This window comes from Pseudoselenomonas ruminis, from assembly GCF_008271295.1.
Lineage (GTDB): Bacteria > Bacillota > Negativicutes > Selenomonadales > Selenomonadaceae > Selenomonas_A > Selenomonas_A ruminis.
Window position 1 is genome coordinate 476,497 of the sequence record NZ_VTOY01000001.1, and the last position, 15,057, is coordinate 491,553.

Annotated in this window: 14 protein-coding genes; 2 read left to right on the top strand and 12 right to left on the bottom strand. The window is 50.0% G+C overall.

All coding sequences use genetic code 11. The annotated features are described in order from the left end of the window. Positions 1-16: 16 nt before the first annotated feature. The 3 genes from FZ040_RS02085 to FZ040_RS02095 form a co-directional block, all read right to left on the bottom strand. Entirely contained in the window at positions 17-1,135 is a 1,119-nt protein-coding gene (locus tag FZ040_RS02085; protein WP_149170473.1) for a glycosyltransferase family 4 protein, read from the bottom strand. A gap of 14 nt (positions 1,136-1,149) precedes the next feature. Continuing rightward, positions 1,150-2,502, bottom strand: coding sequence for a GumC family protein (locus FZ040_RS02090; protein ID WP_149170474.1), 1,353 nt, complete (start codon positions 2,500-2,502; stop codon positions 1,150-1,152). A gap of 306 nt (positions 2,503-2,808) precedes the next feature. Next, positions 2,809-2,991: a hypothetical protein gene (locus FZ040_RS02095; protein WP_149170475.1), complete on the bottom strand. Its 183-nt coding sequence runs from the start codon at positions 2,989-2,991 to the stop codon at positions 2,809-2,811. A gap of 118 nt (positions 2,992-3,109) precedes the next feature. On the opposite strand from FZ040_RS02095, the gene FZ040_RS02100 reads away from it, so the two are divergent. Continuing rightward, positions 3,110-3,367, top strand: a complete 258-nt coding sequence (locus FZ040_RS02100) for a type II toxin-antitoxin system RelB/DinJ family antitoxin (RefSeq protein WP_149170476.1) — start codon at positions 3,110-3,112, stop codon at positions 3,365-3,367. Then, a complete protein-coding gene (locus FZ040_RS02105; protein ID WP_149170477.1) occupies positions 3,364-3,627 on the top strand; it encodes a Txe/YoeB family addiction module toxin in 264 nt (87 codons plus the stop codon). Before FZ040_RS02100 ends, FZ040_RS02105 begins: the two co-directional genes overlap by 4 nt. 63 nt (positions 3,628-3,690) lie before the next feature. Here the strand turns inward: FZ040_RS02105 and FZ040_RS02110 are convergent, their stop codons facing one another. The 9 genes from FZ040_RS02110 to FZ040_RS02150 all read right to left on the bottom strand — a co-directional run bounded on the left by FZ040_RS02110 (position 3,691) and on the right by FZ040_RS02150 (position 15,055). Beyond that, positions 3,691-5,760, bottom strand: coding sequence for a polyribonucleotide nucleotidyltransferase (locus FZ040_RS02110; RefSeq protein WP_149170478.1), 2,070 nt, complete (start codon positions 5,758-5,760; stop codon positions 3,691-3,693). A 141-nt stretch (positions 5,761-5,901) separates the two neighbouring features. Continuing rightward, the gene (gene rpsO, locus FZ040_RS02115) at positions 5,902-6,177 is read right to left on the bottom strand and encodes a 30S ribosomal protein S15 (protein WP_033169248.1); all 276 of its coding nucleotides are present in this window, start codon (positions 6,175-6,177) and stop codon (positions 5,902-5,904) included. 165 nt (positions 6,178-6,342) lie between these two features. Beyond that, positions 6,343-7,272 carry a bifunctional riboflavin kinase/FAD synthetase gene (locus FZ040_RS02120; protein ID WP_149170479.1) on the bottom strand — a complete coding sequence of 310 codons (930 nt, stop codon included), beginning with the start codon at positions 7,270-7,272 and terminating at the stop codon, positions 6,343-6,345. 93 nt (positions 7,273-7,365) lie between these two features. Further along, positions 7,366-9,909: an ATP-binding protein gene (locus FZ040_RS02125; RefSeq protein ID WP_149170480.1), complete on the bottom strand. Its 2,544-nt coding sequence runs from the start codon at positions 9,907-9,909 to the stop codon at positions 7,366-7,368. A gap of 141 nt (positions 9,910-10,050) precedes the next feature. Then, the gene (gene truB / locus FZ040_RS02130) at positions 10,051-10,959 is read right to left on the bottom strand and encodes a tRNA pseudouridine(55) synthase TruB (RefSeq protein WP_255448700.1); all 909 of its coding nucleotides are present in this window, start codon (positions 10,957-10,959) and stop codon (positions 10,051-10,053) included. After that, positions 10,956-11,906 (bottom strand): DHH family phosphoesterase, encoded by a 951-nt coding sequence (locus FZ040_RS02135; protein ID WP_149170481.1) that lies wholly within the window; start codon positions 11,904-11,906, stop codon positions 10,956-10,958. The genes truB and FZ040_RS02135 overlap by 4 nt, the downstream gene beginning before the upstream one ends. Before the next feature lie 6 nt (positions 11,907-11,912). Continuing rightward, positions 11,913-12,290, bottom strand: a complete 378-nt coding sequence (rbfA, locus tag FZ040_RS02140) for a 30S ribosome-binding factor RbfA (RefSeq protein WP_149170482.1) — start codon at positions 12,288-12,290, stop codon at positions 11,913-11,915. A 34-nt stretch (positions 12,291-12,324) separates the two neighbouring features. Beyond that, the gene (infB, locus tag FZ040_RS02145) at positions 12,325-14,715 is read right to left on the bottom strand and encodes a translation initiation factor IF-2 (protein ID WP_149170483.1); all 2,391 of its coding nucleotides are present in this window, start codon (positions 14,713-14,715) and stop codon (positions 12,325-12,327) included. A 19-nt stretch (positions 14,716-14,734) separates the two neighbouring features. Then, positions 14,735-15,055, bottom strand: coding sequence for a L7Ae/L30e/S12e/Gadd45 family ribosomal protein (locus tag FZ040_RS02150; RefSeq protein ID WP_149170484.1), 321 nt, complete (start codon positions 15,053-15,055; stop codon positions 14,735-14,737). Between the last annotated feature and the right edge of the window lie 2 nt (positions 15,056-15,057).

Genomic DNA, 15,057 nt, shown 5'->3' on the forward strand with positions numbered 1-15,057 from the left:
TCCAAACCTTCTTTCCTCAATACTCTGCCAGTCTGTTGATCTCTTTCATATAAGAATTAACTACTAACTGCCGATCAAATTGATTTTCCATTTTCTTCCGGCCATTTAATCCCATCGTTACTTTGTCCGAATATGGTAATTCGATAAATTTCTTTATTACTTTAACCAACGCAGTAACATTGCGAGGCTCGAAGATATATCCGGTTTTGCCATCGTCTACAGTTTCCTTGCATCCTAACCAGTTAGTAGTAATCACTGGTCTCCCCGTTGCTGCTGCTTCCAGACAGACATTTGACATTCCCTCCATGTAAAAGGACGGATGAATAAGCGCATGTGATTTTTTCATAAAACTATGTACATCCGGCTGCGCACCGTGGTAAATGATATCGCCCTGCTCGGCCCATTTCGCTACCTGTTCTTCATAACCAAATTCACAATTGCCAATCACATGAAACTCCGCCTGCGGATATTGTTTGCGAATAATCCGAGCTGCATCTACATATTCATGGATACCTTTATCCTTCATGATTCGGGCTACAAAAAGAAATTTGGGTGGTTCATTTTCTGCTGGATATGGTTCCAAGGTATTTGCTTCCAAATTCACCCCCGAGCCAGGAATTATCTCCGAACAAGGGAAGCCTATCCCCAAACGAATGAAGGTGCTGCGATTCGTTTTGTTTTGAAAGAACACGCAAGTTGCATGCTTCATTACCCGACGGTAAAGAACTACGATGGTCTTTTGCAACATATTTTTATTATCAAAAACCACTCCTAAACCTGTAATATTCACCAGGTATGGTATGCGTAATAATCTCGCTGCCATCCCGCCATAAATATTGGGCTTAATGGTATAGGTAAGCACACAGATAGGTCGTTTTGCCTTCATCACACGAAAATATTTCATAAAAAGCGCCATTTCCTGAAAAGGATTCTTGCCATGGCGATTAACCGGGATTTCGATAACTTGACAACCAGCTTTTTGCTTATAGGGTAGCAATCTTTTCCCTGCGGGTGATACGATGATGACTTCATAATTCTCTGCCAGCAAGCCTTCAATAATCTCATTACGAAAATTTGCCAAATTCGTGGCAGCATTAACGATAATCATAACTTTACGATTGTGGCGTCGTCTCAATTTGTCATCCCCCGTCACACGTTTTCTTCTCGTTTATAGCATATGAGTCCATAACCAAAGCTAATCAGACAGCCAATGACAAAGCCAATAATTGCAATAAGCATTTTGCGTGGTGCTGCCGGCTTGTCTTCGTCGGGGAGATTGGCGGCGTCGATTATCTGGATATCCATGCTCTCCATGGCTTCCTGGATTTTATCCTGTTCGCACTGCTGGACGAGGCTCAGATATATCTGTTGTTTGATTTTGGCATCGCTTTCGAGCTGGATATAGTTCATCATGGCATCGGGAAGTTTGCCAATTTCGGCTTCTTTCTCAGATTTTTTTGCTTTGATGGCTTCTTCACTGGCAGTAGCGGCACTAGCCTCGGCTTGGGCCACCGCCTGATTCTTGAGGATTTCCATCTGCGCTGCGTTAAGGCTGGCAGCGTTGGAGCCAACGACTGCGCCAACTTCATCGGAAAGTGCCTGCTGGAGCTGGGCTAGCTGATTCTTAGCGGCGATTACATCGGGATGATTATCGGTATATTTCTGACGTAGACCGACGAGTTCGACTTCCTTCGCGACAATCTGCGCACGGATGCTCTGGACGGTGCTGTTATCGTTGATGTTGTAGCTAGCGGCTCCAGCTTTCTGCTCCCCGAGTTTCTGGGTAGCGACGTCGTACTGAGCCTGGGCCGATTTCTGCGCTACCTGCATTTCACCAATGGTTTTGTCATAGGCGTTTAACTGTTCGATAGCGAGCTTTGCCTGGTCACTGGGACTATAGAGCTTATGCTCTTTCTGGAAAGCAGCCAGTTTTGCTGCCGCATCGTCAGCTTCCTGTTTGGCATTTTCGATGCGGTCGTTTAGGAAGGTTACCAAGAGGCTCTGCGTCTGCTGACTGTTCTCGGTCTGCATGGTGAGGAAATTATCCACGACTCCCTGCGAGATTAGCTGAGCTTCTTCTGGCGTACGGCCCGTGGCCGTTACCGTGATGAGATTGGTCTGCTTGGTATTCTCGATTTTGAGGTTCTTCTTGGCAAAGGCCTTTGCATCCGGTTTCTTATCATCCGGCCACTCGATTTCATCGATGATTGGTTCGAGAACACGGCGGCTTTTCATCAGCTCGATGTAATTGAGCGGCGAAGCATTGGAGCTGCTGCCACCAATGTTTATTCCCATAGCGGCAGCCATGGCAGCCGCACCACCGATGTCCTTACCCGCGCTGCGCGTCTGGACGAGGGTTGTCGATTCGTACTGTTTCGGCAAGATAAATGCCGTACCAATCGCCAGTGCCGTACAGCCGGCGACGATACCCCCTACTACCTTCTTTCGCTCCAGCATGATCTGCATGAGTCGTCCCAGGTCAATGCTCTCTTCGTTTTCCATATCGTTACGCTGCTCCTTTTCCTACGGTTCAATTTCATGTAGTTTATACATCTACGAATAAGTGCTATATTTATCAAAAAGTGTACTTTTTGAGACAAGATAATCACAAGGATTATTATAGCATTCACACTGACATATGTCCATTTTTGTTTGTTTTTAGCTCTTTATAAGCCCCAAAAGGCAAAAGATTAAAAGTAAATAAGAAAAATGCACCTTTATCAAAAAGTACACTTTTTGAGACAAAAAACGGCCCTACATCCTAGTGCTATTAGGATGTAGGGCCGTTTCTGGTCTATACGGGTGATATTATTTATCCCTTTCTATAAATTCCAGGCTGGAAATACTCGCCTCCATTTCGTAATCTTTTCCTTGCTTCTCGCCGGTGAAAGAGTAATGCCGGACACCGATGTTCGACTGATTCGTTTCCCCCTGTATGACGTTAAATTTCATACCATCGGCACGGCGAATCCCCGTATCATTTACTTGCAAATTCCTGGCTCGCGATAAATATCCCCAATCAATCAATTTGAAAAGATTTTTGTACTCGCCGATAATCTTTACGATGTATATACAAATGTTGTATAATATAGTTACGGAGGTGTTAGATATGGCACAGGCAACCATTAATCTGCGTATCGATGCGAATTTGAAACGTGAAATGGAAATAATCTGCAAGGCAATGGGCATGAATCTTACGACCGCCTTTACCATCTTTGCCAAAAAGGTTACCAATGAGAGACGTATTCCTTTTGAGATTACAGCTCCCGCAGATCCCTTTTATAGTGAAGAGAACATTGCTAGACTCAAAGAATCCATCTCGCAATTAGAAAAGGGGCACGGAACCATTCATGAGGTTGACTTATGATAAAATCATGGTCGGATGCCGCTTGGGATGATTTTTGCTATTGGCAAAAGCAAGACAAAAAAACGTTAAAACGAATCCTTGCACTTATAAAAGATATTGACCGCAATGGCTATACTGGCATTGGCAAACCGGAACCATTGCGAGCGGATTTGTCAGGCTATTGGAGCCGTCGTATTGATAATGTAAATCGCATCGTCTATAAAATATTGGATGATACCATCTTTATTGCCCAATGCGGCAGTCATTATCGGGATAAATAACAAAAGACGCTGATGAAATGCTTATCCATTTCATCAGCGTCTTTTTCGATATCGTTTATTGAATTAGAGACAAGCCTTATGGCTGAGGTTTACGCGGCCTTTGTCGTCGATTTCAACGACTTTGACCTGCAGCTGATCGCCAATCTGGACGACGTCTTCGACTTTTTCGACACGATGGTTCGAAAGCTGCGAGATGTGGCAGAGTCCTTCCTTGCCCGGCAGCACTTCGACGAACGCACCGAATTTCATCAGACGCGTTACTTTACCAGTATATACCTCACCGACTTCGACTTCGCGGACAATGTCTTCAATCATCTGTTTTGCCTTCTTCATGCCTTCCGCATCAACGGAGGAGATAAAGATATTGCCGTCTTCGTGGATGTCGATTTCGACACCAGTCTCATCGATGATTTTCTTGACAACTTTGCCGCCCGTACCGATGACGTCGCGGATCTTGTCGACTTTGATCTTGATGGTCTCCACGCGCGGTGCATACGGCGAGAGGTCAGCAGCCGGCTCAGCGATGCATTCGAGCATCTTGCCGAGGATGAACGCACGGCCACGTTTTGCCTGCTGCAGGGCCGACGACAGGATGTTGCGGTCGATGCCAGCAACTTTGATATCCATCTGGATAGCAGTAACGCCTTCGGTCGTACCAGCGACCTTGAAGTCCATATCGCCGAGCGCATCTTCCATGCCCTGAATATCGGTGAGAATTGTATAGGCATCGCCCTCTTTGACAAGGCCCATAGCAACGCCGGAAACCGGACGTTTGATAGGAACACCGGCATTCATCAGCGACAGCGTGGAGCCGCAGACCGAGCCCATGGAGCTTGAGCCGTTGGACTCGAGGATTTCCGATACCAAGCGAATCGTATACGGGAATTCTTCCGTGGACGGGATAACCGGTACGAGTGCGCGCTCTGCGAGGGCACCATGACCAATTTCACGGCGGCCCGGGCTGCGGATTGGTTTAGCCTCACCGACCGAATAGCCAGGGAAGTTATAGTGATGGATGTAGTGTTTCTTTGTCTCAGGTCCAAGGCCATCGATAATCTGCTCGTCACCGAGAGAGCCGAGCGTCGTAACCGTAAGAACCTGCGTCTGACCACGCGTGAAGAGACCGGAACCATGCGTGCGCGGCAGCAGGCCAACTTCGCAGCTTACCGGGCGGACTTCTTCGACTTCACGGCCATCCGGACGAATCTTCTCATGGGTAATCATGTGGCGGACAATGGATTTTTCGAGGTCATGCAGTGCCATGGCAATCTCTTTATCCATTTCCGGATAGTCGACGAGGAAGTGCTCCATGACGTCGGCATTGATGTCAGCGATATGCGCATCGCGGTCGAGTTTATCCGGGTTGCGGGTTGCCTCGTCAAGACGGTCTTTGGCGTAATCGCTGATAGCTTTTTCGAGCTCTTCCGGCACCGTAAACAGTTTGACTTCGCGTTTTTCCTTGCCGCAAGCCTGCTGGATTTCTTCCTGCCAAGCGACGATGCGCTGGATTTCCTTATGACCATAGAGGATAGCATCGAGGATGACGTCCTCTGGCAGTTCGTTGGCACCAGCCTCAACCATCATGACGGCGTCTTTCGAGCCGGCAACGGTCAAGTTCAGCGTCGAAACCTTGCGCTGTTCTTCAGTCGGGTTGATGACGAACTCGTCATTGACGCGGCCGACGCGGACACCGGCAATCGGGCCCATAAACGGAATATCCGAAACCGTCAGCGCTGCCGAAGCACCAATCATAGCCGCGAGCTCCGGAGCATTGTCCTGCTCTACCGACAGAACCGTAGCGACAATCTGGACGTCGTTGCGGAATCCTTTCGGGAACAGCGGACGAATCGGACGGTCGATAAGACGCGCGCAGAGAATGGCGTCGCTCGACGGACGGCCCTCGCGTTTGATAAAGCCACCCGGAATCTTGCCGGCAGCGTACATCTTTTCCTCATAATCAACCGTCAGCGGGAAGAAATCTACCCCCTCGCGCGGTTCAGCGGAAGCCGTAGCCGTAACCAGCACAACCGTATCGCCATAGCGAACCAGTGCCGCACCATTTGCCTGTTTCGCCATTTTGCCGTTCTCAATGACGAGCTTGCGGCCACCCAGTTCCATTTCGAAACTCTGCATGAATCTATTCCTCCTAGTATGTTAGTACGATAATTATTTCCAACGTAATGTATCTTGTTCGACGTATTTGGGAATAATCCTTTATGGTAAAGTAAAAAAAGCGGGAATAAACCCGCTTTTTTATCAGGAATCGCCTGTTAATTAGCCAATCGTAGCGCGGATGCCGAGCTTAGCGATGATGGAACGATAACGCTCGATGTCCGTCTTGTAGAGGTAGCTGAGGAGACGGCGACGATGACCAACCATTTTCAGCAGGCCACGACGGGAATGATGATCCTTTTTGTGCTCCTTCAGATGGTCCGTGAGGTACTGGATGCGAGCCGTGAGAACAGCGATCTGTACTTCCGGCGAACCCGTGTCACCCTCGTGAACGGCATACTTCTGCATGATTTCCTGTTTTGCTTCCTGAGTTAACATGTGAAAACTCCTCCTATAAATAAAATATTAGCCATCAGCTAAGGGTGCGTCGGAGTACTTCGCAAGCTGAGCTGAGGTCCTATGGTGAAAAATCACCTTTGCTAGTATAGCATAAATACGCGTGTTTTGTAAATGCCTGCGGCAAAAAAACGCCAGCATTATTCGTTACTCGATTGCACGCCAGTAACTCTGCGCGTTTTCTTTATCGCGGTGCATTTGGGCGACCAGTGCGTCGATACCGTTAAATTTCTTCTCCTCGCGCAACTTGCCAAGAAAACGTACCTCGATGACTTTATCGTAGATGTTCTGGTTAAACTGCTGGATGTTTACCTCGAGCCGGCGGTTGCAGCCTTCAAAGGTCGGATTCGTGCCGATGTTGGCAAGGCCGGCGTAATGCTTGCCATCGTAAACGACTTCACAGGCGTAGACCCCGTTCGGAAGCATGACCCGTTCATCGGGGATGGCAAGATTGGCCGTAGGAAAGCCCAAAGTCCTCCCCCGTTTGTCGCCATGAATTACGCGGTCAACGACCGTAAAGGGATAACCCAAAAAGTCATTTGCCTCGGCCAGATTTCCGAGATCGAGAAGCGCGCGGATGCGCGTACTGCTGACTGGTCTGCCATCCCGCAGGATTGCCTGACAGACTTCGGCTGTAAAGCCGTAGTCTTTGCCCTCGCGGAGCAATTGGCGCTGCGTACCTTTGCCTTTGGCGCCAAAGGTGTAATTAGGGCCCGTCACCACATAACGAGGCGCAAAATACGATTTTAACATGGCCAGAAATTCTTCGGGGCTTTTGGCCGCAAAGTCTTTCGTAAACGGAATCGATACGAGCGCATCAACACCGATTTCAGCGAGGCGGCGCTGCCGAAGCAAATTGTTGCCAATCTGTTTCGGCAAGGCGATGGGAGCAATGACGGACATCGGATGATTGCTGAAGGTAAACACCACGGCCGTTCCATCGATTGCACGAGCCAGCTCTACCGCCCGGCGAATGATACTCTGATGCCCGATGTGCACGCCGTCAAACATGCCTAACGCCACGACAATATTTTGATATTCCTTGCTCAAAGCAGTAAGCTTCGAGTAAATTTTCATGATATCACCTGTTTATAAAGAAATTTCCATCGATATATTATAACGCCATTGTCCCAATTTTGCCAAGGGCAAAACGGAAACAATGGCGTTTGATCAGTCGGTATTGAGTTCGGTAACATCGGCGAGATAAACGTAATAGACGTATTCCGTCCCGTTAAATACCTTGTAGCCCACATCGGCCACATGGCGGATGGCACCATCTTTGCGGATAATGTCGTAGTCGATATAGTCGAGGTTGTCGCCCGACTCCTGCTGCTGGGCCTCAATAGACTGCTGCACGGCAAAGACGTCTTCGACATGAACCATCGTTTTAAAGGACCCGCCGACAAACTGCATAAACTCGGCTACCGTTGAGCAGCCAAAAATAGCTGCCGTATCGGCATCGGCATAAATGATTTGTTCATCAAAGCCAGCCCGATAGACAAAAAAGCCGCATAGGCAACCAAGCTGCTCATATTTCTCACGAAACGCTTCGAGTGCGTCGTGATGGACGTAGCGGTCTTTTTCAAGTAACACCTCTTCAATGGTATCGTAGAGTTTATCGATCTCAAATGGTTTGGGCACATGGGCATTCATTCCGGCCAATACGGCACGGTGCTTATCTTCATCGAAGGCATTGGCCGTCATGGCGATAATCGGGATTCCAGTCTGATAGGGCTTCGGCAGTTTCCGGATCTTGCGCGTTGCCTCATACCCATTGAGCCTTGGCATTTGGATATCCATGAGGATCAAGTCGTACTGTCCCTCCGCAGCCGCTGCCATCATCTGCACGGCAATCTCGCCATCGGCTGCATGTTCAACGTCAAAGCCTTTCTCGCTTAGAATCGCCATAGCGATTTCGGCATTGAGCTCGTTATCCTCGGCCAGCAGGATTCGCATGCCACGGAATTTCGTGTAATCCCGGACGACGTTTTCCTGTTTGCCAGCGTACACAACGCGCTCGGTAATGCGGAACGGGAAAGTTACAACAAAGGTCGTTCCTTTGCCAAGCTTGCTGGACACTTCAATGGTCCCGCCGAGCAAATCGACGAGTTCCTTGACGATCATCATGCCAAGGCCCGTGCCCATAATGCCGCTCTGTGTCGTCGTCTTCTCGCGGGAAAAGGCTTCGTAAAGATGCGGCAGAAATTCTTCCGGCATGCCCATGCCGGTATCGGCTATCGTAATCTGATAGAAGGCCACGCCCTCCTTAACGGACGGAATCTCGCGGATATCCATCGAGACGCTGCCGCCAGCCGTGGTGTATTTATAAGCATTGCTTAAAAGATTCAGCATGATTTCGCGGAACTTGGTAAAATCCACGAGCAAGTCTTCATGCTTGACGTCGAGCGTATGCGAAAACGTCAGATTCTTTTCGCGCATCTGCGTTTCAAAAACCGAGCAAATCGCATGATAAATCTCGCGGGCATTGCCATAGGATTCGTCAATCGTCGTCTTACCGCTTTCAATGCGGGCCATTTCGAGAACATTGTTGATAAGCGACAGCAAAAACTCATTGGATGCCTGGATTTTTTTCAGATACTCCCGTACCTGTTCCTTGTCGTCAAGATTTTTTTCGATGAGATTCGTGAAACCGATAATGGCATTCATCGGGGTACGGATATCGTGCGACATGTTAAAAAGGAACGCTGTCTTGGCTTTGTTGGCCGCATTCGCCGCATCTCTGGCAATTTCGAGTTCGTCATTGAGCACGCGGATTTCTTCGAGCTGGGCTTCCTGTGTCTCGTAAGCTTCGGCCAGCTGGCGGCGCCGCTCCTGAATCTCATCCTGCTTTTTCTTTTCCTTCTCGACAATATCACTGACATCACGGCAGCCATAGAAAAAGGCAACGTTGTCGTTCTCGTCAATAATGCGCGAATACGTCCCCTGATAATAACGCCGTCGTTCGCATTCATCTACGAGCATAAAATTGATATGATACAAATTGCCGTTTTTCGTTTTTTCCATCAAGGAATCGATGGCGACATCGCGTTTTATCCGGGCACGGTCCTCGGGGATAATATACTTTTCACAAAGATTTTCAATGAACTCCTCATACGAGCCGCCATCGAATGCGGCGAGTTCCTCGTTGGCATTTTCCGCTTTACCGTCATTGCGGACGACTCGTATGCTATGATTCAAGGCGTCAATAATATAAGTCGTCAAAAATTCCTGCGCGAGCACTTTATACATTTGCCGCTGTAATTCGAGCTGTTTCTGCTCGGTAACATCCGTGATAATTCCAGCGGCCAGCCACGGATAACCGTCCTGATTCCGAAGTTTGCGCACAGCAATATGAAACCAGCGGGCAATATTATCCTTGCGCCACATGCGAAATTCGATATGAAAAACAGCGCCATTCTGCCGGCAATGATCGACTTCCTCGATATGTTTAAAAATGCGTCCCCGGTCTTCGGGCAAAACATAATCGAGCCAATGCATCATAACCTTGGTAAATTCCGCATCATCTTCATAGCCCAGCATGACTTTGAAAGAATCACTCCAGGACATTTTGATGATATTGCCCTGCTCATCATACCCAATCTTCCATTTTCCGGTATTGCGCGCCGAATAAAGCACCTCAAAAGGATTTTCATTGGCTAGCATATTTAAAAAGCTATCACTGGTCTTTTCGATTTTGTCGTTAAATTTATCCATGATTCAGCCCATCCCATCGCGATAGAACTCTTACGGACATCTTTCGTTTTCTTAGGTAAAAAATTAGACAAAACTAGCGAAATTCCTTTTTATGGCGCAAAAAAGACCCGACTCCCATGAGAAATCGGGTCTATCGTTATGTTATTGCTTTAACACCTTGACGGGAACGACTTCCATCGTTGACCGGTCAAAACGGCCAATGCCGATGAATTTGCCGCTGGCATAGACTTTTAATGTGTCATGCTCCGGAATATGCTTCCGCTCGCCGGTCGAAAGGCCATTACAAAAAGCCTTTTCGCGCAGCGGATTCAAATCATAGCGCTCCAGATGACTCAAAAAATTTGACGGGTCAAGCAAAGCGTTTATCCCCTGCTCCTGGAATTCTTCCAAGGTCAGTGCATCTTCCAGGCGAAAATCCCCCACGCGGCGGCGCACGAGAAAGGCCATTGTCGCAGGAATGCCAAGCGCGGCGCCAATATCGGCACAAAGGCTGCGGATATAGGTGCCCTTGGAGCAATCCGTATCGATAAGGATTGTATCGGCTCGCTGAGCGAGCAGCTCTAACCGATGAATCATGATTTCCCGCGACGGTATCTCGACGCTTTTGCCTTCGCGAATCAAGTCACAAGCCCGGCGGCCGTTAATCTTGATTGCTGAGTGCGCGGGCGGCACCTGCGTGATGCGGCCCGTAAACTTTTTCAGCACAGCCTCAATTTGTGCTGCCGTTGGCGGTACAAAATCCGTCATGGATTCGATGATTTCCCCGGTGTCATCGCCACTATCCGTGGCAATGCCCAGCTTTACCTCGGCCCGATAGGTTTTATCAGCCAATTCGAGGTATTCAATCAGGCGGGCTGACTGGCCGACGGCAATTGGCAGGACACCTGCGGCGGCAGGATCAAGAGTTCCCGCATGACCAACGCGTTTGATGTGCAGTACGCGCCGCACGAAGCCGATGACATCATGGGAGCTCATGCCTGGTGGTTTTAAGATATTTAAAAAACCGCCGATTTCGGGATTCACCGGAAATTCCGGTCGTCTCTCCCTCATGCTTGCTGCTCCAGAGCGTCATTGATTGCCGCCAAAAGTTCGGCCTTTGCCTCGGCAAACGGCTTTTTAATGGCACAGCCAGCCGCGCGGACATGACCACCGCCGCCAAACTTCGTGGCAATCTTCGTGACGTCCAGGCCCTTTGAGCGCATGCTGACGCGGCAGCTGTCCTTTTCCTTTTCCTTTAGCACGACGGCAAGCTCCGTGCCATCGATGACGCGAATCATATCGATAAGTCCCTCAGTGGATTCGAGTGCCTCAATCGTTGCAAAATCAAGGAAGACGCCAACCGCCCTGCCCTCATGGAACAGTTCGATATGCTGCATAGCATCGGCCAGCCCCTTGACGCTTTCATACGGCTTGCGCTCAAGCGCCTCGGAAATGATATTCGGCTCGACACCAGCTTCTATCAATTCCGCCCCGGCCCGCATGGTCGCCGGCGTCGTATTGGAGTAACGGAACCAGCCGGAATCCGTTGCTAGCCCCGTATAGAGGCACATGGCGCATTCCTTCGTGAAGGTTCCCTCCATTTCTTTTACCAGTTGATAGATTATTTCTGCGGCAGCTGCACAAGTTCCATCGAGATAGAGCATATCGGCCGTATCATCATTGGTGATGTGATGGTCGATGTTAAGGACCGGCGCTTTGACCACTTCGCTGACTTTGCCGATGCGGTCAAGACTCACATCGAGCGCGACCAGCAGGTCGGCTTCGATGCTCTGTCCCTCTTCCGGTTTCCCTATATGCTCATATCCCGGCAATACATCAAATATTGCCGGGATATCATCATCGATGAGAACCTGCGCCTCTTTGCCAAGCTCCTGCAAAAAATGCATCAATCCGAGCGACGAGCCGATAGCATCGCCATCGGGATTCGTATGCGCCGTGATGATAATTTTCTGCGCCGCTGACAATTTAGCCGCAGTTTCCCTCAATGAAATTTTCATGTATTTTTATTGCTCCTCAGTCGGATTCGCTTTTTCTTCCTCGTCTGCTTTGATTTTAATCAGCAGTTCCTGGATATGCGCACTGTAATCAAGCGACTTATCCAGCGCGAAAGAAAGCTCCGGCGTGAAGCGCAGGCGGATGCGTTTGCCGATTTCGCGGCGGATGAACCCGAGACTGCTCGTAAGTCCAGCCCAACAATCCTTAACCTGCTGCTCGCTGCCCATGAGGCTCACGTAGATTTTTGCTTCCCGGAGGTCCCCCGTACACTCGACGGAAGTAACCGTCACAAACCCAATGCGCGGGTCTTTCAACTCCTGCAGGATAATCTGGCTGATTTCCTGCTTCATGAGCTCCTGTACTTTTTCTACTCGAAGCTGACTCATCGGCACACGCCCCCTTTATCGTTCGTCGTAATTATCAATCTTCCATCTCTTTCTTGGCTTCTGCCTGTGCCTTGCGTTTCTCAGCAGCTGCCTTGTTGGCCTCGGCGATAGACGTAGCAATCTCTTCCATCGTGTAAGCCTCGATGATGTCGCCTTCCTTGAAGTCGCGGAAATCGACAATCGAGATACCGCACTCATAGCCCTCGCGGACTTCCTTGACCTCATCCTTGAAGCGGCGCAGCGAATCGATTTCGCCATCGAACACTTCGATGTTGTCGCGGATGATACGGATTTTCGAGTTGTTGCAAATCTTGCCTTCGAGGACATAAGAACCAGCAACGAGAGCCTTCGAGAACTTCATGACCTGACGGATTTCGACGCGGCCCTGAACGACCTCTTTGTATTTCGGCTTGAGCATGCCGCTCATAGCGTCTTTGACATCGTTGAGTGCATCGTAGATGACGCGGTAGGTGCGGATGTCGACATCCTCAGTGTCAGCTACCTTGCGCGCATTGGCATCCGGACGGACGTTGAACGCGATGATGATAGCATTAGCAGCCGAAGCGAGCATGACATCGGACTCGTTGACGGCACCGACACCAGAGTGAACGATGGAAACGCGAACCTCGTCGTTCTTGTTGAGTTTGAGGAGCGAACCGCAAAGTGCCTCGACCGAACCCTGAACGTCGGCTTTGACGACGATGTTGAGGTCCTTGATTTCGCCTTCCTGAATCTGCTGGAACAGCGCATCGAGGGAAACCTTCTTGCTCTTCATGAGCTGGTTGCGCTCGCGCTCTACGCGGGCTTCCGCAATGCTGCGGGCCTGTTTCTCGTCGAGGACAGCCAGGATATCGCCGGCAGCCGGTACATCGTTGAGACCAAGGATCTCAACCGGAACGGACGGGCCAGCCTTCTTGACGTTGTTGCCGCGGTCGTCGGTCATTGCACGGACCTTACCGTAAGTCGTGCCGCAAACGATGGAATCACCGATGCGCAGCGTACCGCTCTGAACGAGAACCGTAGCCACCGTACCACGGCCTTTATCGAGTTTTGCCTCGATGATTACGCCGCGAGCCTCACGGTTCGGGTTAGCTTTGAGCTCCTCGACCTCAGCGACGAGCAGGACGTTTTCGAGAAGGTCATCGATACCCATCTGTTTCTTGGCCGAAACCGGAACCATGATGGTATCCCCGCCGTATTCCTCCGGCACGAGACCATGCTCCATGAGTTCCTGTTTGACGTGGTCCGGATTAGCGCCCGGTTTATCAATCTTATTGATAGCCACGATGATAGGAACCTCAGCGGATTTGGCATGGTTGATAGCCTCGATGGTCTGCGGCATGACACCGTCGTCAGCAGCGACGACGAGGATTGCGATATCCGTAATCTGGGCACCGCGCGCACGCATAGCCGTGAAGGCCTCATGACCCGGGGTATCGAGGAAGACAATCTTCTTGCCCGAGCAGTTGACCTGATAAGCACCGATGTGCTGCGTGATACCGCCAGCCTCGTGCGTCTGCACATGCGTGTTGCGGATGCAGTCGAGGAGCGACGTCTTACCATGGTCAACGTGACCCATGACCGTTACGACCGGCGGACGGAGTTTGAGGGATTTCGGATCGTCCTCGATCTCCGGGATTTCCGTTGGGTCTACATCTGGCGGCAGTTCCTCACAGGTAACGCCGAACTCCGAAGCAACGAGTGCTGCCGTATCGAAGTCGATTTCCTGGTTGATGGTTGCCATTACGCCCATCATGAAGAGCTTCTTGACGACTTCGGCAGCCGTGTAGCTCATCTTCGAAGCGAGGTCTTTTACTGCGATGCTCTCCGGCAGCTTGATGTGCTTCGGACGAGCGATCTCGACCTTCGGTGCCGGCTGCTGGTTGCCGCCACGGCGGTTGTTGCGGCCATTGCGGCGATTGTTGCGGTCGCCTCGATTGTTGCCGCCACGGTTATTGCGCTCATTGCGATTGTTGCGGTCGTTACGTTTGTTGCCGCGTTCGTTGCGGTCATTGCGCTCATTACGGTCGTTACGGTCGTTACGGTCGTTGCGGCCGCCGTTGTGATTTCCCCCATGATTCTGGCTGCTTTCCGTACGGCGTTCCCCATTGTTATGGGCGCCATTGCCGCCATTGTTATGGTTATGGTTGTGGTTGTGGCTGTTGTTGTTATGCGAATTGTTCTGCTTCTCCGCATGAGCCGCCTGTTTCGGCTGCTCTTTTTTTACTGGAGCAGCTTTTGGCTGACTCTTGGCAGCTGGTGCCGATTTCTTCTCGAAATGTGCTTTGATTGCGTTACGTTCTTCGTCACCGACACTGCTCAGATGATTTGCCACTTTATAATTACCTTTCTTCAGGATATCCAGTACTACTTTGCTCTCCGTATGGAACTCTTTAGCCAATTCAAAAACTCTGTATTTGGACATCAATCCACCCCCGATTATATCATAGCGATTCCTCCATAAGCTGGTGCAGTTTCTTGGCAAAACCCGCGTCAGTAAGTGCGGCAGCGGCCCGGTATTCTTTCCCGAGGCAGCTTCCGAGCACTTCGCGGTTAAGCCCTTCTGCATAAGGAACCTCATATCTATTTGCTAAACCTATGTAGGTCTTTTTCGATTCATCAGCTGCATCTGCGGCAATCAAAAGATATACTGCCTGTTTTTTCTTCATCGCCTGCTCAACGGCAAACGAACCGGAAACAATCCGGCGCGCCCGCTGGGCCATGCTCAAAAGATTGGTGATGCGCTGTTCATTTGTAAATGCCATAG

Coding starts and splice junctions, on each gene's coding strand:
- FZ040_RS02090 (WP_149170474.1), bottom strand. CDS start 2,502: ATGGAAAACGAAGAGAGCATTGACCTGGGACGACTCATGCAGATCATG.
- FZ040_RS02100 (WP_149170476.1), top strand. CDS start 3,110: ATGGCACAGGCAACCATTAATCTGCGTATCGATGCGAATTTGAAACGT.
- FZ040_RS02105 (WP_149170477.1), top strand. CDS start 3,364: ATGATAAAATCATGGTCGGATGCCGCTTGGGATGATTTTTGCTATTGG.
- FZ040_RS02110 (WP_149170478.1), bottom strand. CDS start 5,760: ATGCAGAGTTTCGAAATGGAACTGGGTGGCCGCAAGCTCGTCATTGAG.
- rpsO (WP_033169248.1), bottom strand. CDS start 6,177: ATGTTAACTCAGGAAGCAAAACAGGAAATCATGCAGAAGTATGCCGTT.
- FZ040_RS02120 (WP_149170479.1), bottom strand. CDS start 7,272: ATGAAAATTTACTCGAAGCTTACTGCTTTGAGCAAGGAATATCAAAAT.
- FZ040_RS02125 (WP_149170480.1), bottom strand. CDS start 9,909: ATGGATAAATTTAACGACAAAATCGAAAAGACCAGTGATAGCTTTTTA.
- truB (WP_255448700.1), bottom strand. CDS start 10,959: ATGAGGGAGAGACGACCGGAATTTCCGGTGAATCCCGAAATCGGCGGT.
- FZ040_RS02135 (WP_149170481.1), bottom strand. CDS start 11,906: ATGAAAATTTCATTGAGGGAAACTGCGGCTAAATTGTCAGCGGCGCAG.
- rbfA (WP_149170482.1), bottom strand. CDS start 12,290: ATGAGTCAGCTTCGAGTAGAAAAAGTACAGGAGCTCATGAAGCAGGAA.
- infB (WP_149170483.1), bottom strand. CDS start 14,715: ATGTCCAAATACAGAGTTTTTGAATTGGCTAAAGAGTTCCATACGGAG.
- FZ040_RS02150 (WP_149170484.1), bottom strand. CDS start 15,055: ATGGCATTTACAAATGAACAGCGCATCACCAATCTTTTGAGCATGGCC.